Source organism: Klebsiella sp. Ech2A (assembly GCF_030078455.1).
GTDB classification, from domain to species: Bacteria; Pseudomonadota; Gammaproteobacteria; order Enterobacterales; family Enterobacteriaceae; genus Klebsiella; species Klebsiella terrigena.
The window spans coordinates 23,913-47,317 of the sequence record NZ_JAQGFU010000013.1 but is presented as its reverse complement, the minus strand read 5'-3'; the positions used below and the strand labels follow the sequence as shown (position 1 = coordinate 47,317).

Below are 23,405 nucleotides of genomic sequence, written 5' to 3'. Positions count from 1 at the left end.
ATGGATTCGCAACGCAATCTTCTTATCATCGCTTTGTTGTTCGTGTCTTTCATGATCTGGCAAGCCTGGGAGCAGGATAACAATCCGCAAGCCCAGCAGCAGCAGACCACGCAGACAACGACCACCGCAGCGGGTAGCGCCGCCGACCAGGGCGTACCGGCCAGTGGCCAGGGGAAACTGATTACGGTTAAAACAGACGTGCTTGATCTGACCATCAACACCCGCGGTGGTGATGTTGAGCAGGCGCTGCTTCCGGCTTACCCGAAAGCGCTTAAGTCTACCGAACCGTTCCAGCTACTGGAGACCACTCCGCAGTTTATCTATCAGGCTCAGAGCGGTTTAACCGGTCGTGATGGCCCGGATAACCCGGCGAATGGCTCTCGTCCGCTGTATAACGTCGATAAAGATGCGTTTGTGCTGGCCGATGGCCAGAACGAAATCGTCATTCCGCTGACGTACACCGACAAAGCCGGCAACGTATTCACCAAAACGTTCACCCTGAAACGTGGTGAGTATGCGGTGAACGTAGGCTATAACGTACAAAACGTCGGCGAAAAACCGTTGGAGATCTCCACCTTCGGTCAGCTGAAACAGTCTGCTAACCTGCCATCCGCTCGCGATACGCAAACCGGTGGCCTGTCTACGATGCACACCTTCCGCGGTGCCGCGTATTCAACCGCAGAGACGAAGTACGAAAAATATAAATTCGATACCATCGTCGATAACGAAAACCTGAACGTCAGCACCAAAGACGGTTGGGTCGCCATGCTGCAGCAGTACTTTACGACCGCATGGGTTCCGCAGAATAGCGGCACCAACAGCTTCTACACCGCTAACCTCGGTAACGGTATCGTCGCTATTGGCTACAAATCTCAGCCGGTTCTGGTACAGCCAGGTCAGGCTGATAAGCTGGAAAGCGTGCTGTGGGTCGGCCCGGCAATTCAGGACAAAATGGCTGCCGTTGCGCCGCACCTGGATCTGACCGTTGACTACGGCTGGCTGTGGTTTATTTCTCAGCCGCTGTTCAAGCTGCTGAAATGGATCCATAGCTTCCTCGGCAACTGGGGCTTCTCGATCATCGTTATTACCTTTATCGTTCGTGGCATCATGTACCCGCTGACTAAAGCGCAGTACACCTCCATGGCCAAGATGCGTATGCTGCAGCCGAAGATTCAGGCCATGCGTGAGCGTCTGGGCGATGACAAACAGCGTCAAAGCCAGGAAATGATGGCCCTGTATAAAGCGGAGAAGGTTAACCCGCTGGGCGGCTGCTTCCCGCTGATTATCCAGATGCCAATCTTCCTTGCGCTGTACTACATGCTGAGCGCCTCGGTTGAACTGCGTCATGCGCCGTTTATCCTGTGGATCCACGACCTGTCTGCACAAGACCCGTACTACATCCTGCCGATCATCATGGGCGCAACGATGTTCTTCATTCAGAAGATGTCGCCAACCACCGTGACCGACCCGATGCAGCAGAAGATCATGACCTTTATGCCGGTCATCTTCACAGTGTTCTTCCTGTGGTTCCCGTCTGGCCTGGTGGTTTACTACATCGTCAGCAACCTGGTGACCATTATCCAGCAGCAGCTGATTTACCGTGGTCTGGAGAAACGTGGCCTGCATAGCCGCGAGAAGAAAAAAACCTGATTCTCTTCATTCTTCAAGCCGCAGATGCGTTGGCTTCGTTAGTTCGCCCCAGTCACTTACTTCAGTAAGCTCCTGGGGCCTCTCTAACCTGTCGCCTTCCTGCAACTTGAACTATTTCGAGAATATACGGTAAAGTTAATGCCAGAGAAGGCGGTCAATAGACCGCCTTTTTTACATTTACATAGAGAGTCATCATGAGCCATAACGACACTATCGTCGCCCAGGCAACCCCACCGGGACGCGGTGGTGTGGGCATTCTGCGCATCTCTGGCCTGAAGGCGCGCGAGGTCGCAGAGGCGGTACTCGGCAAGCTGCCAAAACCGCGCTACGCCGACTACCTGCCGTTCAAGGACGTTAACGGAACGGCGCTGGATCAGGGCATCGCCCTGTGGTTCCCGGGGCCAAACTCCTTTACCGGCGAAGACGTCCTCGAGCTGCAGGGGCACGGCGGCCCGGTCATTCTCGATCTGCTGCTCAAACGCATCCTGACCCTTCCGGGCCTGCGCATTGCTCACCCGGGAGAGTTCTCCGAACGCGCGTTTCTCAACGATAAGCTCGACCTGGCTCAGGCCGAGGCGATTGCCGATCTGATTGACGCCAGCTCCGAGCAGGCGGCGCGTTCGGCGCTGAACTCGCTGCAGGGTGCCTTCTCCGCGCGCGTAAACCACCTTGTGGAAGCGCTGACGCACCTGCGTATCTACGTCGAAGCGGCTATCGACTTCCCGGATGAGGAAATTGATTTTCTCTCCGACGGCAAAATAGAGGCCCAGCTTAACGACGTGATGGCCGATCTCGACGCGGTTCGCGCCGAGGCCCGTCAGGGCAGCCTGCTGCGCGAAGGAATGAAGGTGGTGATTGCCGGGCGGCCGAACGCCGGGAAATCGAGCCTGCTGAACGCGCTGGCGGGGCGTGAAGCCGCGATTGTGACCGATATCGCCGGTACCACCCGCGACGTGCTTCGCGAGCATATCCACATCGACGGCATGCCGCTGCACATCATCGATACTGCCGGTCTGCGCGACGCCAACGATGAGGTTGAACGCATCGGTATCGAGCGCGCGTGGCAGGAAATCGCCCAGGCCGACCGGGTGCTGTTTATGGTGGATGGCACCACTACCGACGCCGTCGACCCCGCCGAGATCTGGCCGGACTTTATTGAACGCCTGCCGGCAAAGCTGCCGATTACCGTGGTGCGCAATAAAGCCGACGTCACCGGCGAAACGCTGGGCCTGAGTGAAGTAAATGGTCACTCGCTTATTCGCCTGTCGGCGCGTACCGGCGAGGGCGTTGAGGCGCTGCGCAATCATCTTAAGCAGAGCATGGGCTTCGAGACCAATATGGAGGGCGGCTTCCTCGCCCGCCGTCGCCACCTGCAGGCGCTGGAAGCAGCGGCTAACCATCTGCAGCAGGGTAAAGCCCAGCTGCTTGGCGCATGGGCTGGCGAGCTGCTGGCTGAAGAGCTGCGGCTCTCACAGCAGGCCTTAAGCGAAATTACCGGCGAATTTACCTCTGACGATCTGCTGGGGCGCATTTTCTCCAGCTTCTGTATTGGTAAGTAACCGCGCCTCGTGTAGTCCGTAAACGTTCACTAACCCGCATTAACCGGCTGTTGATGCGGGTTTTTACTTTTTAAGCCCCCCATTTTTCCTCCCAGGAAATAATTGTTGTCCAAATGGCAACTCGTACTGGCAGGCATTCACCATTACTCTGTACGGCACTATTATCGCGAGGGGTTCTATGGCACGCTTTCTGATCTGTGGTTTTGCACTGGTTTTGCTCTATCCATCCGGCATTGATATGTATTTGGTTGGTCTGCCGAAAATTGCGCAGGATCTGGGGGCCAGCGAGGCGCAGCTGCATATTGCCTTCTCGGTCTACCTGGCGGGTATGGCCACCGCGATGCTGTTTGCCGGGCGCATTGCCGACAGGTCCGGACGCAAGCCGGTCGCTATATTTGGCGCCTTTATCTTTATTCTGGCCTCCCTGCTCTGCTCGCTGGCGCATACCAGCACCCTTTTCCTGATCGGACGCTTTATTCAGGGTATCGGCGCCGGCAGCTGCTACGTGGTGGCTTTTGCGGTGCTGCGCGATACCCTTGATGACCGGCGGCGTGCCAAGGTGCTGTCGCTCCTCAACGGCATTACCTGCATTATCCCGGTGCTGGCGCCGGTGCTGGGCCATCTGATTATGCTTAAGTACCCGTGGCAAAGCCTGTTTTACACCATGACCGGCATGGGCGTGATGGTCGGCCTGCTGTCGATCTTCGTGCTGCGGGAAACGCGCCCAACCGTGCAGCCAAACGAGGCCGCTCAGCAACCCGCCGGCTCCGAGTCGCTGCTGAACCGCTTTTTCCTCAGCCGGGTGATCGTCACCACCCTTAGCGTCACCGCCATCCTCACCTACGTGAACGTCTCGCCGGTGCTGATGATGGAGGAGATGGGCTTCGACCGCGGAAAATACTCGATGGCGATGGCCCTGATGGCGCTGATCAGCATGGCCGTCTCGTTCTCCACGCCGTTTGCGCTCACCCTGTTTAAACCGCGCACCCTGATGCTGACCTCGCAGGGGATGTTCTTTATTGCCGGGGTGCTGCTCAGCCTCGCCACCAGCCAAACGGTGACCATGCTGGGGCTGGCGCTGATTTGCGCGGGCTTCTCCGTCGGTTTCGGCGTGGCAATGAGCCAGGCGCTGGGGCCGTTTACCCTGCGCGCCGGCGTCGCCAGCTCCGCGCTGGGTATCGCTCAGGTCTGCGGCTCTTCGCTGTGGATTTGGCTGGCCGCCGTCGTAGGCTTAAGCGCAATGAATATGCTGATCGGGATCCTCATTGGCTGTAGCATAGTCAGCATTGTGCTGATTGTGGCCGCTGCCCCCGCACGGGCCGCGCAAAATTATGAAGAAACCCCTGTCGAGTCTCGATCTTAATTTATTACTCTGCCTGCAGCTCTTAACCCAGGAGCTCAGCGTCACCCGCACGGCGAAACGGATGAACGTTTCGCCGTCGGCGGTAAGCAAGTCGCTGGCCAAGCTCCGCGCCTGGTTCGACGATCCGCTATTCGTTAAAACGCCTCTCGGCCTGACGCCAACCCCGCTGATGACCAGCATGGAGCAGGATCTGGCGGACTGGATGCAGATGGGCAACCAGATCCTCGATAAGCCGCATCACGCCACGCCCAGCGGCCTGAAGTTCGAGCTGGCGGCGGAAATGCCGCTAATGATGATCCTCTTTGATACCCTTGCCCGGCAGATCTACCAGCGCTATCCCCAGGCGCTGATCCGCCTGCGCGGCTGGGACTATGATTCGCTGGACGCCATTATTCGCGGCGAGGTTGATATTGGATTTTGCGGGCGGGAAACGCACCCGCGCTCACGGGAACAGCTGAGCCAGCTGCCGTGGTATATCGATTTCGAGGTGCTGTTTACCGACCTGCCGCAGGTGTGGCTGCGCGCGGATCATCCGGCCCTCAGCGAAGAGTGGAATCTGGAGACATTTTTACGCTACCCGCATATTAATATCAGCTGGGAGCAAATCGATACCTGGGCGCTGGACGACGTATTGCAGGATTTGGGGCACAAGCGCACCGTTGCCCTGACCCTGCCGGGCTTTGAGCAATCGCTGTTTATGGCCGCCCAGCCGGATCACCACATGCTGGCGACGGCGCCGCGCTACTGCCACCACTATAACCGCCAGCACCAGCTGCCGCTGGTGTCGCGCCCCCTTCCTCTGGAGCCCCAGCTGCTGGAAAAAGTCCGGGTGCCGTTCGTCCTGCTGTGGCATAAGCGTAACAGCTACAATCCCAAAATCGTCTGGCTCAGGGAAACCCTGAAACGACTCTATACTGACCCGCTATAGCGACGTTATACGTATCACCCTCTCTTTGTTACGCAAGAATTTGTAAAATTCACATAATCCCCCTTTTCAAGGGATGATTTCCGCATTAAAACCTATCAATTCCAGGCGATAATGTAGTTCTCAATTTTTATCTCTGCCCATTAATCACGGAGCGACGAATGGCAACGCATTTTGCAAGAGGGATACTAAGCGCAAGGGAGCCGCTATCGACACGCCTGTCGGCGGCCTGTCATCAAAGCGCACGACGTTTGCCGGAGTACCGACAAACCCGCTACTGCGCATCGCGGTCGCTGCTCGCAGAGCTGCTGTTTATGCTGTACGGCATTAGCGAGCTTCCCGAAATCATCAGAGAAGCCGACGGCAGGCCGGTCTTTCGCGACAGCCACCTTCCCCGCTTTTCCATTTCATATGCCGGAAATATCGTTGGCGTCACGCTGACAACGGAAGGCGACTGCGGGCTGGACATGGAGCTGCAGCACGCTTCTCGCGGCGTGCATCCGCTGCACGACGCCAACCGGTATGTTTTCAACAGCAACGAAAATCTCTGGATTAACAACCAGCACGATCCTGATGAAGCTCGCGCCCAGCTGGTCGCGCTGCGTCGCAGCGTCCTCAAGCTCACCGGAGAATCGCCCGTGCGCCTGCAGCTGCTGCCAGGAGCAGGTCGGCTGCGTACCGCCAACATGCAGCCCATAGAGGCGCTCTGCGATGCCGAGTCGGTGCTGGTCTGGTCCATTGCCGCTACGCCGGGTATCGGCCAGCTTAAGGTCTGGGAATACGCGGGTAGCGACGGCTGGCGTACTCTACCGGACGCCCAGGCGCGTGCGAAAGAGCCCGCAGCCCGCCTGATGCGCTTCACCAGCCTGCCGGTGGAAAAAGCACTCTCCCTCAACTGACCGGTTAGCCCGGCCATCATGATGCAAAGGAGCAATCATGTCTGATACGTTGAAAGTTGTTACGTTACTCGGAAGTCTGCGCAAAGAGTCGTTTAATGGCATGGTTGCACGTACCCTGCCGGGCATCGCGCCTGCGGGGATGGCGATCTCCGCGCTGCCGTCGATTGGCGACATTCCGCTGTACGACGCGGATGTTCAGCAGGAAGAGGGTTTCCCGCAAAGCGTGCAGGAGATTGCACGCCAGATTCGCGAAGCGGATGGGGTGGTCATCGTGACGCCGGAGTATAACTACTCGGTTCCCGGCGGCCTGAAAAATGCGATTGACTGGCTATCTCGCCTGCCTGAACAGCCGCTCTCAGGGAAGCCGGTACTGATCCAAACCAGCTCGATGGGCGCTATCGGCGGCGCGCGCTGCCAGTATCACCTGCGGCAGATTCTGGTGTTCCTCGACGCGATGGTGATGAACAAACCTGAGTTTATGGGTGGGGTTATTCAGAACAAGGTCGATCCGCAGTCGGGAGAAGTGGTCGATCAGAGCACGCTCGATCATCTCAGCGGCCAGCTGAGCGCCTTTGGCGACTATATTCAGCGCGTTAAAGCCTAGGTGATAACCCTCTCCCTGCCGGGAGAGGGTTGAGTGCGGCAAATCAGTGGGCGTCGATAAACACAATTTTCAGCACGAACAGCAGTGATACGATAATCACGCACGGGCTGAGGTCGCGCAGGCGACCGGTGCCAATCTTCATCACGCAGTAGGAGATAAAGCCCAGAGCGATACCTTCGGTGATCGAGAAGCTAAACGGCATCATCACCGCGGTAATGAACGCCGGTACCGCTTCCGTCAGATCGTCCCACTTCACGCGCGCCAGGCTGGAGGTCATCAGCACGCCGACGTAGATTAGCGCACCGGCGGCAGCGTAGGCTGGCACCATTCCCGCCAGCGGCGACAGGAAAATCACCAGCAGGAACAGAATGCCGACAACTACCGCCGTCAGGCCGGTACGCCCGCCGACGGAGACGCCGGAGGAGGATTCGATATAGGCCGTGACCGACGAGGTGCCGATAAAGGAGCCCGCTACGGAAGAGACGCTGTCCACGAACAGCGCCTGCTTCATGCGCGGGAATTTACCTTTCTCATCGGCAAGACCGGCTTTATCCGTCACCCCAATCAGGGTACCGGAGGAGTCAAACAGGTTGACCAGCATAAAGGAGAAGATAACGCCGGCCAGGCCAAGGTTAAACGAACCGGCTAAATCGACATGACCGACAACCGTCATCACGCTCGGCGGCGCAGAAACAATGCCGGTGTAGTGAACATCACCCAGCATCCAGCCCAGCAGCGTTGTCACCACGATAGAAACCAGGACCGCCGCGTGGATGTTACGCGACGCCAGAATGGCGATGATAAAGAAGCCGAGGATCCCCAGCAGCACGCTGTGGGAGGTCAGGTTACCGATGCTGACCAGCGTGTCCTGGTTGGCAACAATCACTCCCGCATTTTTCAGCCCCATCATACCGATGAACAGACCGATACCGCTGGTGATGCCCACCCGCAGGCTCACTGGAATATTGGCGATCATCCAGTAGCGTACGCGGAAAATCGTCAGCAGCAGCAGGCCGACGGCGCCCCAGAAAATAGCCCCCATCCCAACCTGCCAGGGCAGGCCCATTGCCTGAACGACCACAAAGGCGAAGAAGGCGTTAAGGCCCATTGCCGGCGCCAGGGCGACGGGCAGATTAGCAAACAGCCCCATCATAATACTGCCGAATGCCGCGATCAGGCAGGTCGTCACAAACACAGCGCTGGTATCCATACCCGCCACGCCGAGAATCTGTGGGTTAACGAAAACAATGTAGACCATCGTCAGGAAGGTGGTGAAACCTGCGATCGCTTCGGTGCGTGCCGTCGTGCCATGTTCACGCAGCTTGAACACGCGCTCCAGCAGACCCTGGCCAGAAGACTGGCTGGTTTGTTGTTGACTCATTATCGGTTTCCGAACAAAGGAGGGAAAATTCGAGGCTATCCTATACCAAAATGCGACACCTGGTGCAGTTGTGTGTTAATTTTTTTTCATTGCTTTTGCTTATACGGCAACGATTGCGTCCCGCAAATCAGCATTACGAAAACGTTAAACTTGTTAAAATGGAAACAGCATGTCCCCAATAGAAGCCCTGTTTTTCGACTGTGACGGCACGCTGGTCGACAGCGAAGTGATCTGTTCCCGCGCCTATGTTCACATGTTCAAAGAGTTCGGCATTACGCTGGATTTAGAAGAGATCTTTAAGCGCTTCAAAGGCGTAAAGCTCTACGAAATCATCGATACCATAAACGAGGAGTACGGCGTTAGCCTGCAAAAGGCGACGCTTGAGCCGGTCTATCGTGACGAGGTAGCGCGCCTGTTTGATTCAGAGCTGGAGGCTATCGCCGGCGCTGAAGCGCTGCTGGACGCGGTGACCGTTCCCCAGTGCGTGGTCTCGAACGGCCCGGTCAGCAAAATGCAGCACTCGCTCGGCAGAACCGGCATGCTGCACCATTTCCCCGACAGGCTGTACAGCGGCTACGATATTCAGCGCTGGAAGCCCGATCCGGCGCTGATGTTCCACGCGGCGAAGGCGATGAACGTTAACGTCGAAAACTGCATTCTGGTGGATGACTCCAGCGCCGGCGCCCGGTCGGGAATTGATGCCGGAATGGAGGTGTTCTACTTCTGCGCCGATCCGCACAATCCGCCGATCGTGCATCCGAAAGTGACGATGTTTACCGATTTAGCGCAGCTTCCGGCGCTGTGGAAAGCGCGGGGCTGGGAAGTGACCCGTTAAGCTCCCGGCGTCGCTGCGCTCGGCCGGGCCAGGGTTTCGCGAGATGCCGTAACCCCGGCCAGCGTCGCGCGGCCGGGGAGCGGTGGTTACTCTTTCGGATCTTTACCCGCCAGCAGCTTATCCAGCTCGTCGCCGCCAACGTGGCGGAAGTCCTGGCCTTTGACGAAGTAGAAGATATATTCGCAGATGTTCTGGCAGCGATCGCCGATGCGCTCAATAGAGCGGGCGCAGAACAGGGCGGTCAGCACGCTCGGAATCGTACGTGAATCTTCCATCATATAGGTCATCAGCTGACGCACGATGCCCTCATACTCCTGATCCACTTTCTTATCTTCACGATAGATACGCACGGCTTCGTCCAGATCCATTCGCGCAAAGGCGTCGAGCACATCGTGCAGCATCTGCACGGTGTGGCGGCCGAGCGACTCCAGGCTCACCAGCAGCGGCTGATGCTGCTGGGAGAACTTCTCCAGCGCCGTGCGGCAAATTTTATCCGCCACGTCACCGATACGTTCCAGCTCGGCGATAGTTTTGATAATCGCCATCACTAAGCGCAGGTCGCTGGCGGTAGGCTGACGTTTGGCGATGATGCGCACGCAGGCTTCATCAATCGCCACTTCCATCATATTGACCTGCTTATCACCATCGATGACGCGCTTGGCCAGCTCGCTGTCCTGGTTGTGCATCGCGGTGATCGCATCAGAAAGCTGCTGCTCCACCAGCCCACCCATCGTCATGACCTGGGTGCGGATATACTCCAGTTCAGCGTTGAACTGGCCGGAAATATGTTTATTAAGATTTAGGTTATCCATCGTTCCTCCAGATGCCCAAAAGATTTCTGGCCATAGCGAGGCGGCAACAGCGCAAATCCCCGGGCGCGTACGTAACCGGGGTGAGCAAAGGCAGCCAGCGCGGGTACAGCCTGAAAGCTGAGGAGCATATCAACCGTAGCGGCCGGTAATGTAATCTTCAGTTTGCTTCTTAGCGGGCTTAGTAAACAGATCGTCCGTGTTGCTGAATTCAATCAGCTCGCCAAGATACATAAATGCCGTATGGTCAGAACAACGCGCAGCCTGCTGCATGTTGTGAGTAACGATAACGACGGTGTAATCCTGCTTCAGCTCGGTGATCAGCTCTTCAATGCGCCCGGTGGAAATCGGATCCAGCGCGGAGCAGGGTTCATCGAGCAACAGCACTTCCGGGCGAATAGCGATACCGCGCGCAATGCACAAACGCTGCTGCTGGCCGCCGGAGAGAGAATAGCCGCTCTGATGCAGCTTATCTTTGGTTTCGTTCCACAACGCGGCCTTGGTCAGCGCCCACTGCACGCGCTCGTCCATATCGGTGCGCGACAGCTTTTCAAACAGGCGAACGCCAAAGGCGATATTGTCATAAATCGACATCGGGAACGGCGTCGGCTTCTGGAAGACCATCCCGACCTTGGCGCGCAGCAGGGCGATGTCCTGAGTGTTGGTCAGAATATTATCGCCATCCAGCAAAATTTCGCCTTCCGCGCGCTGCTCCGGATACAGCTCAAACATTTTGTTGAACGTCCGCAGCAGGGTCGACTTACCGCAGCCTGACGGGCCGATAAACGCCGTAACCTGGTTTTTGGAAATATCCAGGTTGATGTTTTTCAGGGCATGGAATTTTCCGTAGTAGAAGTTCAGGTTACGAACTGAAAGCTTACCCGGGATAGTATTCACCATACTCATCAATCTCTTCCTCATTCAGCGCCGCGTTTCGCCGCGCTGCAAAAATTAACCGTGTTTATTCTTCGCGAAAACCACGCGCGCCAGAACGTTCAGCAGCAGTACGCACAGGGTGATAATCAATACCCCGGCCCATGCCAGTTGCTGCCACTCCGCAAACGGACTCATGGCAAATTTGAAAATCGTTACCGGCAGGTTGGCGATCGGCTGCATCATGTCGGTACTCCAGAACTGGTTGGAGAGCGCGGTAAACAGCAGCGGCGCCGTTTCCCCGGCGATACGCGCGATAGCCAGCAGGATGCCCGTCATAATGCCGGAAACCGAGGCTTTCAGGGTAATAGCGGAAATCATCCGCCATTTCGGCGTACCCAGGGCGTAGGCCGCTTCACGCAGGCTGTCCGGCACCAGCTTCAGCATATTCTCGGTGGTACGAATCACGATAGGCACCTGCAGCAGCGCCAGCGCAATAACGCCCGCCCAGCCGGAGAAGTGCTGCATCTGTGCCACCACGATGGTGTAAACGAACAGGCCCACTACGATAGACGGGGCGGAGAGCAGGATATCGTTAATAAAACGAATCACTTCCGCCAGCGCGGATTTACGGCCATATTCCGCCAGATAAATCCCCGCCATAATGCCCAGCGGCGTGCCGAAGATCGTTGACCACAGGATCAGCAGGCCGCTGCCCGCGAGGGCGTTAGCCAGGCCGCCGCCAGCGGTGTTCGGCGGCGGGGTCATTTCGGTGAACAGCGCCAGGCTCATACCATCAATACCGCGGGTCACCGTGGCCATGAGGATCCAGATAAGCCAGAACAGACCAAATACCATCGTCCCCATTGAGAGACCCAGCGCGATCCGGTTTTTCAGGCGCCGCTTAGCCTGCATTTTACGGCGGGACTCCGCCAGCTCGGCGGTGGTTTGTAGCTCAATCGTCGCCATTAGCGCGCTCCCTCATTCTTCGCCAGACGCATCACCATGAACTTAGATGCGGCCAGAACAATAAAGGTAATAACGAACAGAATCAGACCCAGCTCCATCAGCGCGGCAACGTGCAGGCCGGACTCAGCTTCGGCAAACTCGTTCGCCAGCGCGGAGGTGATACTGTTGCCCGGCATATACAGCGAAGCGCTATCCAGCTGGTAGGTGTTACCGATAATAAAGGTCACCGCCATGGTTTCCCCCAGCGCGCGCCCCAGTCCGAGCATCACCCCGCCTATAACCCCGTTGCGGGTAAAGGGCAGCACGATGCGCCAGATAACCTCCCAGGTGGTGCAGCCGATGCCGTAGGCCGACTCTTTCATCATCACCGGCGTCTGCTCGAACACATCGCGCATAACCGCGGCGATGTAAGGGATGATCATGATGGCCAGAATGACGCCGGCCGCCAGAATACCGATACCAAATGCCGGTCCCGCAAACAGGGCGCCGACGAAAGGAATGGTCGACATGATGTTGCCAACCGGTTCCTGGAAGTAGGTGGCGAACAGCGGCGCAAAGATAAACAGGCCCCACATGCCGTAAACGATACTCGGAATAGCCGCCAGCAGTTCGATCGCAATACCAAGCGGGCGCTTAAGCCAGGCGGGAGAGAGTTCAGTCAGGAACAGCGCAATGCCAAAGCTCACCGGAACGGCAATCAGCAGCGCGATAAATGAGGTAACCAGCGTACCGTAGATCGGAACCAGCGCCCCGAAGACTTCGTTCGGCGCATCCCACTCTTTAGTCCACAAAAAGGCAAAGCCAAACTTTTGCATGCTTGGCCACGAAGAGATAATCAGGGAAACGATGATGCCGCCCAGCATCAATAGCACAATCAGCGCCGCCAGTTTGACCAGCACGCCGAAAATTATGTCACCCTTTTTCCCCGGAGGGTTGAATGCCGGCTTGGTTGCAGCCATAGGTTACTCTTTAAGTTCGGGTCCGAAAGGCCGCTATATTACTGACCTGTTAGACAAAGGTAATGCTATACCCAAAATAATTCGCGCCGCAGCAACCTGGCCTGCAGCGCGAAGTATAGCGAGTATTAGTACAGCGCTTTACCGCTGCTGTCTTTCACGTTGGTTTTCCATGCAGCGCGAACCTGCTCAACCACGCTTTCCGGCAGCGTTGCGTAATCCAGTGCGTTAGCTTCTTTACCGCCGTTTTTATACGCCCAGTCGAAGAACTTCAGCACTTCAGCCGTCTGCTCAGGCTTGCTGGAAGCCTTGTGCACCAGGATAAAGGTGGTTGAGGTGATCGGCCATGCATTTTCACCTTTCTGGTTAGTCAGGTCCTGAGCAAAGGACTTGCTCCAGTCGATACCTTTCGCGGCGTTCGCGAAGTTATCTTCGGTTGGGCTAACCGGCTTGCCGTCGGCAGACAGCAGTTTGGTGTAGGCGAGGTTGTTTTGTTTCGCATAGGCGTACTCAACGTAGCCAATGGAACCCGGCAGACGCTGAACGAAAGCGGCGATACCGTCGTTACCTTTACCGCCCAGACCGGTCGGCCAGTTAACGGTAGAGCCTGCGCCGATTTTGGATTTCCACTCTTCGTTCACTTTCGCCAGGTAGCTGGTGAAGACGAAGGAGGTACCGGAGCCATCGGCACGACGAACCACGGCAATATTCTGTGCCGGCAGCTTCTTGCCTGGGTTGAGTTTGGCAATCGCTTCGTCATCCCACTTCTTAATTTTGCCCAGGTAGATGTCACCCAGCGTTTTACCATCCAGCACCAGCTCGCCGGACTTCACGCCTGGCAGGTTAATGGCCAGCACCACGCCGCCGATAACGGTTGGGAACTGGAACAAACCTTCCTGAGCCAGCTTGTCGTCAGCCAGAGGAGCATCAGAAGCACCGAAATCAACGGTGTTGGCAATAATTTGTTTTACACCACCGGAAGAGCCTATGCCCTGGTAGTTCACTTTATTGCCGGTTTCTTTCTGATAGGTATCAGCCCATTTGGCATACACCGGCGCAGGGAAAGTTGCGCCTGCGCCCGTCAGACTTGCTGCTGCAAATGCAGAAAAAGCGCTCATAGATAAGGTCGCGGCGACAACTGTTGCGACGGTGGTACGCATAACGTTCATAATGTCTCCTGCTGGATTCGTAAATCGTTGTTTCGAGGCTATGGTGAGCAAAATAGGACAAAGAGGTGACAGTAAAATGTACGAATTATTACAGTTTTATGACAGGCGAAAAGGTGCGAAACAGAATAAAATAAAAACACTATAAATCATGGTGTTAATTATTTAAGTGACGGGAATTTTGCGGGAATATTTTATTTTTTTGACAGCCAAAATCGTCGTCAAAGATGACCGTTTGTCATAAACCAGCGTCGCCCAATTTTTTACGCTGCGATAAAAAACGATCGGCGGGTAACAAAAAGGGCCACCGAATGGCAGCCCTTGTAAGGTGAGCTGTACTCTATTCTACGGTTACCGATTTGGCCAGGTTACGCGGCTGGTCAACGTCGGTGCCTTTAATCAGCGCCACGTGATAGGCCAGCAGCTGCAGCGGCACGGTGTAGAAGATTGGCGCGATCGCCTCTTCAACATGCGGCATCTGGATGATGTGCATATTGTCGCTGCTGCTAAAGCCAGCATCACCGTCGGCAAAGACGTACAGCTGGCCGCCGCGGGCGCGAACTTCTTCAATGTTGGATTTGAGCTTCTCCAGCAGTTCGTTGTTCGGTGCGACCACAATAACCGGCATCTCGGCGTCAATCAGTGCCAGAGGACCGTGCTTCAGCTCGCCGGCAGCGTAGGCTTCCGCGTGGATATACGAGATCTCTTTCAGCTTCAGCGCCCCTTCAAGAGCAATAGGGAACTGATCGCCACGGCCGAGGAACAGCGCGTGGTGCTTATCAGAGAAGCTTTCCGCCAGCGCTTCAATACGCTTGTCCTGCGACAGCATCTGTTCGATTCGGCTCGGTAACGCCTGCAGACCGTGCACGATATCGTGCTCAATCGCCGCATCCTGGCCCTTCAGACGCGCCAGCTTCGCCACCAGCATCAGCAGCACGGTCAGCTGAGTGGTGAAGGCTTTCGTGGATGCCACGCCGATTTCGGTGCCCGCTTTGGTCATCAGCGACAGATCGGACTCGCGAACCAGCGACGAGCCAGGGACGTTGCAAATAGCCAGAGAGCCAAGATATCCCAGCTCTTTCGACAGGCGCAGAGCGGCCAGCGTATCCGCCGTCTCGCCGGACTGGGAGAGCGTGATCATCAGGCTGTTGCGGCGTACAGCCGATTTGCGATAGCGGAATTCAGAGGCGATTTCGACATCGCACGGCACGCCGGCCAGCGCTTCAAACCAGTAGCGAGAAACCATCCCGGAGTTATACGAAGTACCGCAGGCGACAATCTGGATATGCTCAACCTGGGACAGCATCTCGTTGGCGTTAACGCCCAGCTCGCTCAGATCGACTTCTCCGTGGCTAATGCGCCCGGAGAGGGTGTTCTTGATTGCGTTCGGCTGCTCGTAGATCTCTTTTTGCATGTAGTGGCGGTAGATGCCCTTATCGCCCGCGTCGTACTGCAGGTTGGATTCGATATCCGGGCGTTTAACCTCCGCGCCTGACTTATCAAACACCACCACCGAGCGGCGGGAAACTTCCGCGATATCGCCCTCTTCGAGGAAGATAAAGCGGCGGGTCACCGGCAGCAGCGCCAGCTGATCGGAGGCGATGAAGTTCTCCCCCATGCCCAGACCGATAACCAGCGGGCTGCCTGAACGAGCGGCCAGCAGGGTGCCCGGTTCGCGGGTATCCACGATCACGGTACCGTAAGCGCCGCGCAGCTGTGGGATAGTACGCAGAACGGCTTCCCGCAGGGTGCCGCCTTGCTCCAGCTCCCAGTGCACCAGGTGAGCAATCACTTCCGTATCAGTCTCTGATACGAAAATATAGCCGCGCGACTGCAGCAGCTCGCGCAGCGGTTCATGGTTTTCGATGATTCCGTTGTGGACCACCACAATATGTTCAGAAACATGCGGATGCGCATTGCTCTCGGACGGCTCGCCGTGGGTCGCCCAGCGGGTATGGGCAATCCCCGTACCGCCGTGCAACGGCTGCTCTTCTACCGCCTGAGCCAGCATCTGTACCTTACCGAGCCGACGAACGCGGGACATATGTCCTTCGTTATCAACCACTGCCAGACCGGCAGAGTCATAGCCACGGTATTCCAGACGACGTAAACCTTCGATAAGGATTTCAGCAATATCACGCTGCGCGACTGCGCCAACAATTCCACACATAGTTAAATTTCCTGATAATGGCGTTATGCCATGCGTTGTCGCTGACCTGTGTTTTACCCAACGCATTTGCCGTTGGGTAATGCCCTTTTCGGGCGCCCCGAGCCTTGTAGAGAGTGGGGTTATTTTTATGGTTACTGCCGTGGGGGGAGGATTATTTTATCCTCTCACCCCAGCCCTCATCCCAAAAGGACGAGGGATAAATGATCTACTTTTTCTTCACCGGACGCTGCCAGCCCTGCTTGTGGACCTGCGGCACGCGGCTTAATACCAATTCATTATCAGCGATATCGCGGGTTACCGTCGTACCGGCGGCAATCGTCGCGCCGTTGCCTACGGTGACGGGCGCCACCAGCTGGCTGTCCGAGCCGACAAACACGTCGTTGCCGATGATGGTTTTAAATTTATTGGCGCCGTCATAGTTACAGGTGATGGTACCTGCACCGATATTGACGTTATCGCCGATTTCCGCATCACCAAGGTAGGAGAGGTGCCCCGCCTTCGAGCCTTTACCCAGACGCGCTTTCTTCATTTCGACAAAGTTGCCGACGTGCGCGCCTTCCAGCAGCTCCGCACCTGGACGCAGACGGGCAAAAGGTCCGATAGTGCAGGCAGCCTGCAGGTGGGCATCTTCCACCACCGAGTACGGGCTGATTTCGCAGTCATCGCCGATGGTGCTGTTTTTAATCACGCAGCCGGTACCAATTTTCACCCGTTCGCCCAGCACTACGTTGCCCTCAAGGATAACGTTAGTATCAATCTCAACGTCGCGCCCGTGCGTCAGGGTGCCGCGGAGATCGAAACGAGCCGGATCGCGCAGCATCACGCCCGCCAGCAGCAGTTTTTCCGCCTGTTCAGACTGATAGACGCGCTCGAGTCGGGAGAGCTGCAGGCGGTTGTTGACGCCTTCAACTTCGCTTAAACGCTGCGGATGGACGGCAACGATTTCCCGGCCTTCCTGATACGCCATGGCGATGATATCGGTAATGTAGTATTCGCCCTGGACGTTGTTATTCGTCAGCTTCGCCAGCCAGCGTTTTAAATCCGCGCCGCCGGCGATGAGGATCCCGGTATTGATTTCCTGAATTTGACGCTGCGCTTCGCTGGCATCTTTATGTTCAACGATACCGCTTACCCGGCCGTTTTCACGGGTGATGCGTCCATAGCCGCTCGGATCGTCCAGCTTCACCGTCAGCAGGCCAATCCCGCCCTGCGGTTTGGCGGCGCGCAGGCGCTGCAGGGTATCGACGGAGATCAGCGGGACGTCGCCGTACAGCATCATGATGTCTTCATCATCGGCAAAGAAAGGTGCCGCCTGCTGCATCGCATGGCCGGTTCCCAGCTGTTCCGCCTGCAGAACCCAGTTAAGGTTGTCTTCATGCAGCGTTTGACGCAGCAGATCGCCGCCGTGGCCATACACAAGGTGTACGGAAGAGGCACCTAAATCTTTAGTAGCATCAATGACATGCTGAACCATTGGCTTCCCAGCCAGAGCGTGCAGCACCTTGGGAAGATCGGAATACATGCGGGTCCCTTTGCCTGCGGCAAGGACAACCACGCTCATCGCACTGTTTGACATACGCATCCTGACAGCTGTTAGAACGAAAAGTAAAAGCCTTTCACGTTGAAATTACTACATATTTTTCATCATGAAACGAGACGAGGATAAAACGCTCAGGCTCAACGCTATACACCATTTTATGGCGCTATTTTTAGTCACTGCAAATCAGTTTATCTCCGAAAAAACCCGCTAAGAGAGATGAATATTTGCTATCCCTCTGCTTTTTCTGTTTTTTCGACGCCTGAATAAAGCGAAAACACAAAATTAAAACATTGTTTTATTATTCATTTATTGTGACACGGCAAATAGAAACAGCGTTTCATTACGATGATAATGCTGCTCATTATTTACTCTGGAGAAAAAAATGAATAAAAAAATCCCTTTGGCATTAGCCCTTTGTAGCTCAATTATCGCATTGCCGCTGCACGCTGGCGAGGCTCATGTCTGGCGAGGTATCGCTTTTGGTCAATCAACCGACGTTAATTTCTCCTCCAACGTCCTGGCGGAAAAAATCGGGGTGAATGACGTTACGATAGCAGGGAAAAAGCTGACGCCCCAGGATACTGCCGATCTCAGCGCTCCCGTCACCATTGAGAGTCGGGGAGGCAAGATCGCGAATTCGCATGATGGCCTGACCTTCTTTTATACCATGCTGCCGGTTAGCCAAAACTTTGTCCTGCAGGCGACGGTCACGGTGGATCAGTTCGGCCCGGAGAACGGCGCCCTTCCAGCAGCGCAGGAGGGCGCCGGGCTGCTGGTGCGTGATGTTATCGGTCTGCCGCGCCAGCAGCCTTTAAAGGTGGGCTATGAAGAGTTTCCGGCAGCATCGAATATGCTCATGAACGCGATCGTGACCCAGGATAAGAAAGATCGTTCGCATATAAAACTGCAGGCGATCGGCCGGGAAGGGATTTCCCAGCCCTGGGGCAATGCCGGTTCTTCTATTACCAGGCAGAGCTACAAAGAGAATATCGATCTTCAGCAAACCCCAGCCTTTCAGCTCAAGCTGGAACGAACTAACGACGGTTTCATCACCTCATGGGCGCCGACGGGCAGCAGCGAATGGGTAAGCAAGAAGGTTCCCCGCAGCGACACGATCGCCCAGCAGGATAAAGACCATTACTACGTCGGCTTTTTCGCCTCGCGTAATGCCAAAATCACCATCAGCAACGCCTCGCTGACGACTTCAGCAGCCAGGACGCAGGCTTCTCCTCCCTATATTGCGAAAGCCTGGCCGGTTGTGATGCAGATTGCCTCTGGCGCCCAAAGCCAGAGCGCGGAGTATATTCTGCAGGCGCGGGCTAACTATGACGGGCGCTTCACCGTCCGCCAGGACGAAGTCATCATCGGCAAGGACATCGCCGTCAAAGCCGGGGAGATGTTTACGCAACCCGCCACGCTCAAAGACAAGAACACCTTCGAGGTGCTGTTTACGCCGGCCACCAGCGGCAAGCCGGTGGCGCAAACGCTGACGGTTGAACGCAGCGTCGGCGTCGAAGGCCGTACCCTCTACGTTTCTGCGCAAGGGCAGGCAAACGCCAGCGGAACGGCTGACGCTCCGCTCACTCTCTCCCGCGGCGTGGAGCTACTGCCGGCTGGCGGCACGCTTATCTTAGCCGCCGGAGACTACCCGCAAACGCAGATCCCGCTCAGCGCCAGCGGGCTCAAAGGGCAAGTCAAGACGCTGCGGGCCGATGGAAAGGCGGTTATTCACGGCCTGCAGCTCGACGCCAGCTACTGGCACATCAAGGGGATCGCCGTCACCGATAAAAGCCTGCGCGTGCAGGGCAGTCATAATCTGATTGAGAACGTCACCGCTTATCGCAACGATGATACCGGGATTCAAATTTCCTCTCCGCCGGACGTGGGGCGCCCGCTGTGGGCCAGCTACAACCGGGTGGTCAACTCCGAATCGTTCAGCAATGAAGATCCGGGCAAGATCAACGCCGATGGGTTTGCGGTCAAAATGCGGGTCGGTGAGGGAAACCGGCTCGAAGGGTGCTACTCCTACGATAATATCGACGACGGATTTGACCTGTTCAACAAGATTGAAGATGGCGCCAACGGCGTTGTGACGATCGAGAACTCAATTGCCCGTAATAACACCAGCAATGGTTTTAAGCTGGGTGGGGAAGGCCAGCCGGTGGCGCATGAAGTGCGCAACAGCATTGCGATAGGTAATCACCTGGACGGTTTTACGGATAACTTCAACCCCGGCAGGCTGGTGGTGGTCAACAACGTGGCGGTGGATAATCAGCGCTTTAACTACATCTTCCGCGCCAGCCCGTACGGTAAACCCGAGACTCAGGGCTCGTTTAGCGACAATATCTCCCTGCGCAGCCAGCCTGGAAAATATGATGATGCCGTGGTCGGCAATATCGACGACAGCAACTATTTTATCCACGACGGTAAGAGCATCAACGCCCAGGGAAAGAGCATTAAGAGCGACGACTATAAAACGCTGGCGCTGCCGGACCCGCTGCTACGCCATGCGGATGGTCGTTTCAATACAGGTGATTTCCTCAGCCGCAGCCAGCCTCGTTCCTGATACTGGCTCTAAAATACAAAGGTCGCCCGCGGGCGACCTTTTACTTTCTTTCCTGCTTCACACCGCATGTGTTGTCGTTTTAGTTAGCGGTACAGCGCAAACGCAGGCCGGAGAGCGAGCTTCTTAGTTATTGAAGGTACCGAAGGTTACGTTCATAGTGCTGAAGAAGGCGATGATTTTATTGAGCAGTTTCATGATGACTTCCTGAATAGAGAGACGCTTTGATAAATTATTTTTCGTGATACACATCACAAAAAGAAGTCTACGCCTCATTTTTTGAGCGATCAACAAAAATGAGATCATCATCACAAAATTTTTAAAATATCTTTTTAGTTTTGAAATTACTGAAACGAAACCATAAAAAAAGCCAGCCTGGAAACCAGACTGGCTTTTTAACTTTCAAGCCGGTGTTACATCGCTTTTTTGGTCAATTCGATAACGCGCAGTTTGGCGATCGCTTTGGCCAGTTCCGCAGACGCCTGAGCGTAATCTACGTCGCCGTGAGAGCTGTTAATGTGCTCTTCCGCTTTACGCTTCGATTCCAGGGCTCGTGCTTCGTCGAGATCCTGGCCACGAATTGCCGTATCAGCCAGTACGGTCACGCTGCCAGGCTGCACTTCAAGAATGCCGCCGGACAGATAGATAAACTCTTCATGACCGTGCTGTTTAACGATGCGAATCATACCAGGCTTAATGGCGGTGAGCAGCGGGGCGTGACCCGGGAAAATACCCAGCTCACCTTCGCTACCCGTTACCTGGATTTTCTCGACCAGACCAGAGAACATTTGCTTCTCTGCGCTGACGACGTCCAGGTGGTAAGTCATTGCCATATCACCCTCCGATTAAGGCGTTAAAGTTTTTTGGCTTTTTCCACGGCTTCGTCGATGGAACCAACCATGTAGAACGCCTGCTCCGGCAGGTGATCGTATTCGCCTTCCATGATGCCTTTAAAGCCACGGATGGTGTCTTTCAGGGAGACGTATTTGCCCGGAGAACCGGTAAATACTTCTGCCACGAAGAACGGCTGGGACAGGAAGCGCTGGATCTTACGCGCGCGAGCTACCACCAGTTTATCTTCTTCAGACAGCTCATCCATACCGAGGATGGCGATGATGTCTTTCAGTTCCTGATAACGTTGCAGCAGAGACTGTACGCCACGCGCGGTGTCGTAGTGTTCCTGACCAACAACCAGCGGATCCAGCTGACGGCTGGTGGAGTCCAGCGGGTCAACGGCCGGGTAGATACCCAGAGACGCGATCTGACGGCTCAGTACCACGGTTGCATCTAAGTGAGCAAAGGTGGTTGCTGGGGATGGGTCAGTCAAGTCATCCGCAGGGACGTATACCGCCTGTACGGAAGTGATAGAACCGGTTTTGGTGGAGGTGATACGTTCCTGCAGAACGCCCATCTCTTCCGCCAGAGTCGGCTGATAACCTACCGCTGAAGGCATACGACCCAGCAGTGCGGATACTTCCGTACCGGCCAGGGTATAACGATAGATGTTATCGACGAACAGCAGTACGTCACGACCTTCGTCACGGAATTTCTCAGCCATGGTCAGACCGGTCAGCGCAACGCGCAGACGGTTTCCCGGCGGCTCGTTCATCTGGCCGTAAACCAGGGATACTTTATCCAGAACGTTGGAGTCGGTCATCTCGTGGTAGAAGTCGTTACCCTCACGAGTACGCTCACCTACGCCCGCAAACACGGAGTAACCGGAGTGCTCGATCGCGATGTTACGGATCAGCTCCATCATGTTTACAGTTTTACCCACGCCCGCACCACCGAACAGACCGACTTTACCGCCCTTAGCGAACGGACACATCAGGTCGATTACTTTGATACCGGTTTCCAGCAGTTCCTGAGAGCTTGACAGCTCTTCGTAGGAAGGTGCCGCGCGGTGGATAGCCCAACGGTCTTCTTCACCGATGTCGCCTTTCATATCGATCGGCTGACCCAGCACGTTCATGATACGACCCAGCGTTGCTTTACCAACCGGGACTTCGATCGGGTGCTCGAGGTCTTTCACTTCCAGACCACGGCGCAGACCGTCAGAAGAACCCATGGCGATAGCACGTACGATACCACCGCCGAGCTGCTGCTGAACTTCCAGCACCAGACTCTCGTTACCATTTTGTACCTCAAGAGCATCGTACACGCGCGGTACGGCATCCTGAGGGAATTCGACGTCAACCACGGCGCCGATTACCTGGACAATTTTTCCAGTAGCCATCTTGAATCCTCTACGAATTAACCTGGTTATACCGCGGATGCACCACCGACGATTTCGGTGAGTTCCTGAGTAATGCTGGCCTGACGAGCTTTGTTGTATACCAACTGCAGCTCTTTAATCAGGCTGCCGCCATTATCGGTAGCGGCTTTCATCGCCACCATACGTGCGGCCTGCTCGCTGGCCAGGTTTTCTACCACGCCCTGATAAACCTGAGACTCAACGTAGCGACGCAGGAGGGTATCCAGCAGCGCTTTTGGGTCTGGCTCATACAGGTAATCCCAGGATTTACGCTTCAGATCAGCATCGTCTGACGCCGGTAACGGCAGCAGCTGAGTAATGGTCGGAGCCTGAGACATGGTATTAATAAATTTGTTGCTGACAACGTACAGCTTGTCCAGACGGCCTTCATCATAGGCCTGCAACATCACTTTTACCGGACCGATCAGTTCGGACAGGGACGGGTTATCACCCATGCCGGTCACCTGAGCGACAATATTGCCGCCCACGGAATTAAAGAAAGAAACGCCTTTAGAGCCGATCATTGCGATATCGCACTGAACGCCTTTATCGGACCAGACTTTCATATCCGCCAGCAGTTTTTTGAACAGGTTAATGTTCAAGCCACCGCACAGACCACGGTCGGTCGACACCACCAGGTAGCCTACGCGCTTAACGTCGCGTTCTTCCAGGTAAGGGTGCTTATATTCCAGATTACCGTTCGCAAGGTGACCAATCACTTTGCGCATGGTCTCTGCATAAGGACGGCTGGCCGCCATGCGATCCTGCGATTTACGCATTTTGGAAGCGGCGACCATTTCCATCGCTTTAGTGATCTTCTGCGTGTTCTGGACGCTTGCGATCTTACTACGTATCTCTTTTGCGCCGGCCATGAACTTCTCCTCAATGC

19 protein-coding genes are annotated in these 23,405 nt (G+C 55.7%); 8 read left to right on the top strand and 11 right to left on the bottom strand.

What is annotated here, in order from left to right; genetic code table 11:
• The 6 genes from yidC to PFH44_RS05225 all read left to right on the top strand — a co-directional run bounded on the left by yidC (window position 1) and on the right by PFH44_RS05225 (window position 7,000).
• A complete protein-coding gene (yidC, locus tag PFH44_RS05250) occupies window positions 1–1,650 on the top strand; it encodes a membrane protein insertase YidC (protein WP_045853743.1) in 1,650 nt (549 codons plus the stop codon).
• A 194-nt stretch (window positions 1,651–1,844) separates the two neighbouring features.
• Complete coding sequence (gene mnmE, locus PFH44_RS05245; RefSeq protein WP_045853742.1) at window positions 1,845–3,209, top strand: tRNA uridine-5-carboxymethylaminomethyl(34) synthesis GTPase MnmE; 1,365 nt, start codon at window positions 1,845–1,847, stop codon at window positions 3,207–3,209.
• Window positions 3,210–3,387: 178 nt separating this feature from the next.
• The gene (locus PFH44_RS05240) at window positions 3,388–4,572 is read left to right on the top strand and encodes an MFS transporter (RefSeq protein WP_283824482.1); all 1,185 of its coding nucleotides are present in this window, start codon (window positions 3,388–3,390) and stop codon (window positions 4,570–4,572) included.
• Window positions 4,541–5,500: an HTH-type transcriptional regulator YidZ gene (gene yidZ / locus PFH44_RS05235; protein WP_045855384.1), complete on the top strand. Its 960-nt coding sequence runs from the start codon at window positions 4,541–4,543 to the stop codon at window positions 5,498–5,500. Before PFH44_RS05240 ends, yidZ begins: the two co-directional genes overlap by 32 nt.
• Window positions 5,501–5,811: 311 nt before the next feature.
• Complete coding sequence (locus PFH44_RS05230; protein WP_463671535.1) at window positions 5,812–6,396, top strand: 4'-phosphopantetheinyl transferase family protein; 585 nt, start codon at window positions 5,812–5,814, stop codon at window positions 6,394–6,396.
• A gap of 37 nt (window positions 6,397–6,433) precedes the next feature.
• Window positions 6,434–7,000 (top strand): NADPH-dependent FMN reductase, encoded by a 567-nt coding sequence (locus tag PFH44_RS05225; RefSeq protein ID WP_041143341.1) that lies wholly within the window; start codon window positions 6,434–6,436, stop codon window positions 6,998–7,000.
• A 43-nt stretch (window positions 7,001–7,043) separates the two neighbouring features.
• Here PFH44_RS05225 and adeP read toward each other — a convergent pair whose 3' ends face one another.
• Window positions 7,044–8,381, bottom strand: coding sequence for an adenine permease AdeP (adeP, locus tag PFH44_RS05220; protein WP_133600265.1), 1,338 nt, complete (start codon window positions 8,379–8,381; stop codon window positions 7,044–7,046).
• A gap of 169 nt (window positions 8,382–8,550) precedes the next feature.
• Here adeP and yieH point away from each other — a divergent pair, with 169 nt between their 5' ends.
• The gene (yieH, locus tag PFH44_RS05215; RefSeq protein WP_283824481.1) at window positions 8,551–9,216 is read left to right on the top strand and encodes a 6-phosphogluconate phosphatase; all 666 of its coding nucleotides are present in this window, start codon (window positions 8,551–8,553) and stop codon (window positions 9,214–9,216) included.
• 86 nt (window positions 9,217–9,302) lie between these two features.
• Here the strand turns inward: yieH and phoU are convergent, their stop codons facing one another.
• The 7 genes from phoU to glmU all read right to left on the bottom strand — a co-directional run bounded on the left by phoU (window position 9,303) and on the right by glmU (window position 17,735).
• Window positions 9,303–10,028, bottom strand: coding sequence for a phosphate signaling complex protein PhoU (gene phoU, locus PFH44_RS05210; RefSeq protein ID WP_004107251.1), 726 nt, complete (start codon window positions 10,026–10,028; stop codon window positions 9,303–9,305).
• Window positions 10,029–10,157: 129 nt separating this feature from the next.
• Complete coding sequence (gene pstB, locus PFH44_RS05205; RefSeq protein WP_041143344.1) at window positions 10,158–10,931, bottom strand: phosphate ABC transporter ATP-binding protein PstB; 774 nt, start codon at window positions 10,929–10,931, stop codon at window positions 10,158–10,160.
• A gap of 45 nt (window positions 10,932–10,976) precedes the next feature.
• Entirely contained in the window at window positions 10,977–11,867 is an 891-nt protein-coding gene (gene pstA / locus PFH44_RS05200; RefSeq protein WP_045853737.1) for a phosphate ABC transporter permease PstA, read from the bottom strand.
• On the bottom strand, window positions 11,867–12,826 hold the full coding sequence (pstC, locus tag PFH44_RS05195; RefSeq protein WP_045853736.1) for a phosphate ABC transporter permease PstC: 960 nt from the start codon (window positions 12,824–12,826) through the stop codon (window positions 11,867–11,869). Before pstC ends, pstA begins: the two co-directional genes overlap by 1 nt.
• Before the next feature lie 125 nt (window positions 12,827–12,951).
• Window positions 12,952–13,992, bottom strand: coding sequence for a phosphate ABC transporter substrate-binding protein PstS (gene pstS, locus PFH44_RS05190; RefSeq protein WP_045853735.1), 1,041 nt, complete (start codon window positions 13,990–13,992; stop codon window positions 12,952–12,954).
• Between the two features lie 337 nt (window positions 13,993–14,329).
• Window positions 14,330–16,159 carry a glutamine--fructose-6-phosphate transaminase (isomerizing) gene (gene glmS / locus PFH44_RS05185; protein WP_283824480.1) on the bottom strand — a complete coding sequence of 610 codons (1,830 nt, stop codon included), beginning with the start codon at window positions 16,157–16,159 and terminating at the stop codon, window positions 14,330–14,332.
• Between the two features lie 205 nt (window positions 16,160–16,364).
• Window positions 16,365–17,735 carry a bifunctional UDP-N-acetylglucosamine diphosphorylase/glucosamine-1-phosphate N-acetyltransferase GlmU gene (glmU, locus tag PFH44_RS05180; RefSeq protein WP_159236681.1) on the bottom strand — a complete coding sequence of 457 codons (1,371 nt, stop codon included), beginning with the start codon at window positions 17,733–17,735 and terminating at the stop codon, window positions 16,365–16,367.
• 346 nt (window positions 17,736–18,081) lie between these two features.
• Here glmU and PFH44_RS05175 point away from each other — a divergent pair, with 346 nt between their 5' ends.
• Window positions 18,082–20,265, top strand: a complete 2,184-nt coding sequence (locus PFH44_RS05175) for a right-handed parallel beta-helix repeat-containing protein (RefSeq protein ID WP_283824479.1) — start codon at window positions 18,082–18,084, stop codon at window positions 20,263–20,265.
• A 410-nt stretch (window positions 20,266–20,675) separates the two neighbouring features.
• On the opposite strand, the gene PFH44_RS05170 is transcribed toward PFH44_RS05175, so the two are convergent.
• The 3 genes from PFH44_RS05170 to atpG are packed head-to-tail and all read right to left on the bottom strand — an operon-like array spanning window position 20,676 to window position 23,388.
• Entirely contained in the window at window positions 20,676–21,095 is a 420-nt protein-coding gene (locus PFH44_RS05170; RefSeq protein WP_041143353.1) for a F0F1 ATP synthase subunit epsilon, read from the bottom strand.
• 20 nt (window positions 21,096–21,115) lie between these two features.
• The gene (gene atpD / locus PFH44_RS05165) at window positions 21,116–22,498 is read right to left on the bottom strand and encodes a F0F1 ATP synthase subunit beta (RefSeq protein ID WP_041143354.1); all 1,383 of its coding nucleotides are present in this window, start codon (window positions 22,496–22,498) and stop codon (window positions 21,116–21,118) included.
• Between the two features lie 26 nt (window positions 22,499–22,524).
• On the bottom strand, window positions 22,525–23,388 hold the full coding sequence (atpG, locus tag PFH44_RS05160) for a F0F1 ATP synthase subunit gamma (RefSeq protein WP_041143355.1): 864 nt from the start codon (window positions 23,386–23,388) through the stop codon (window positions 22,525–22,527).
• Window positions 23,389–23,405: the final 17 nt, after the last annotated feature.

Coding starts and splice junctions, on each gene's coding strand:
- yidC (WP_045853743.1), top strand. CDS start 1: ATGGATTCGCAACGCAATCTTCTTATCATCGCTTTGTTGTTCGTGTCT.
- mnmE (WP_045853742.1), top strand. CDS start 1,845: ATGAGCCATAACGACACTATCGTCGCCCAGGCAACCCCACCGGGACGC.
- PFH44_RS05240 (WP_283824482.1), top strand. CDS start 3,388: ATGGCACGCTTTCTGATCTGTGGTTTTGCACTGGTTTTGCTCTATCCA.
- yidZ (WP_045855384.1), top strand. CDS start 4,541: ATGAAGAAACCCCTGTCGAGTCTCGATCTTAATTTATTACTCTGCCTG.
- PFH44_RS05230 (WP_463671535.1), top strand. CDS start 5,812: ATGCTGTACGGCATTAGCGAGCTTCCCGAAATCATCAGAGAAGCCGAC.
- PFH44_RS05225 (WP_041143341.1), top strand. CDS start 6,434: ATGTCTGATACGTTGAAAGTTGTTACGTTACTCGGAAGTCTGCGCAAA.
- adeP (WP_133600265.1), bottom strand. CDS start 8,381: ATGAGTCAACAACAAACCAGCCAGTCTTCTGGCCAGGGTCTGCTGGAG.
- yieH (WP_283824481.1), top strand. CDS start 8,551: ATGTCCCCAATAGAAGCCCTGTTTTTCGACTGTGACGGCACGCTGGTC.
- phoU (WP_004107251.1), bottom strand. CDS start 10,028: ATGGATAACCTAAATCTTAATAAACATATTTCCGGCCAGTTCAACGCT.
- pstB (WP_041143344.1), bottom strand. CDS start 10,931: ATGAGTATGGTGAATACTATCCCGGGTAAGCTTTCAGTTCGTAACCTG.
- pstA (WP_045853737.1), bottom strand. CDS start 11,867: ATGGCGACGATTGAGCTACAAACCACCGCCGAGCTGGCGGAGTCCCGC.
- pstC (WP_045853736.1), bottom strand. CDS start 12,826: ATGGCTGCAACCAAGCCGGCATTCAACCCTCCGGGGAAAAAGGGTGAC.
- pstS (WP_045853735.1), bottom strand. CDS start 13,992: ATGAACGTTATGCGTACCACCGTCGCAACAGTTGTCGCCGCGACCTTA.
- glmS (WP_283824480.1), bottom strand. CDS start 16,159: ATGTGTGGAATTGTTGGCGCAGTCGCGCAGCGTGATATTGCTGAAATC.
- glmU (WP_159236681.1), bottom strand. CDS start 17,735: ATGTCAAACAGTGCGATGAGCGTGGTTGTCCTTGCCGCAGGCAAAGGG.
- PFH44_RS05175 (WP_283824479.1), top strand. CDS start 18,082: ATGAATAAAAAAATCCCTTTGGCATTAGCCCTTTGTAGCTCAATTATC.
- PFH44_RS05170 (WP_041143353.1), bottom strand. CDS start 21,095: ATGGCAATGACTTACCACCTGGACGTCGTCAGCGCAGAGAAGCAAATG.
- atpD (WP_041143354.1), bottom strand. CDS start 22,498: ATGGCTACTGGAAAAATTGTCCAGGTAATCGGCGCCGTGGTTGACGTC.
- atpG (WP_041143355.1), bottom strand. CDS start 23,388: ATGGCCGGCGCAAAAGAGATACGTAGTAAGATCGCAAGCGTCCAGAAC.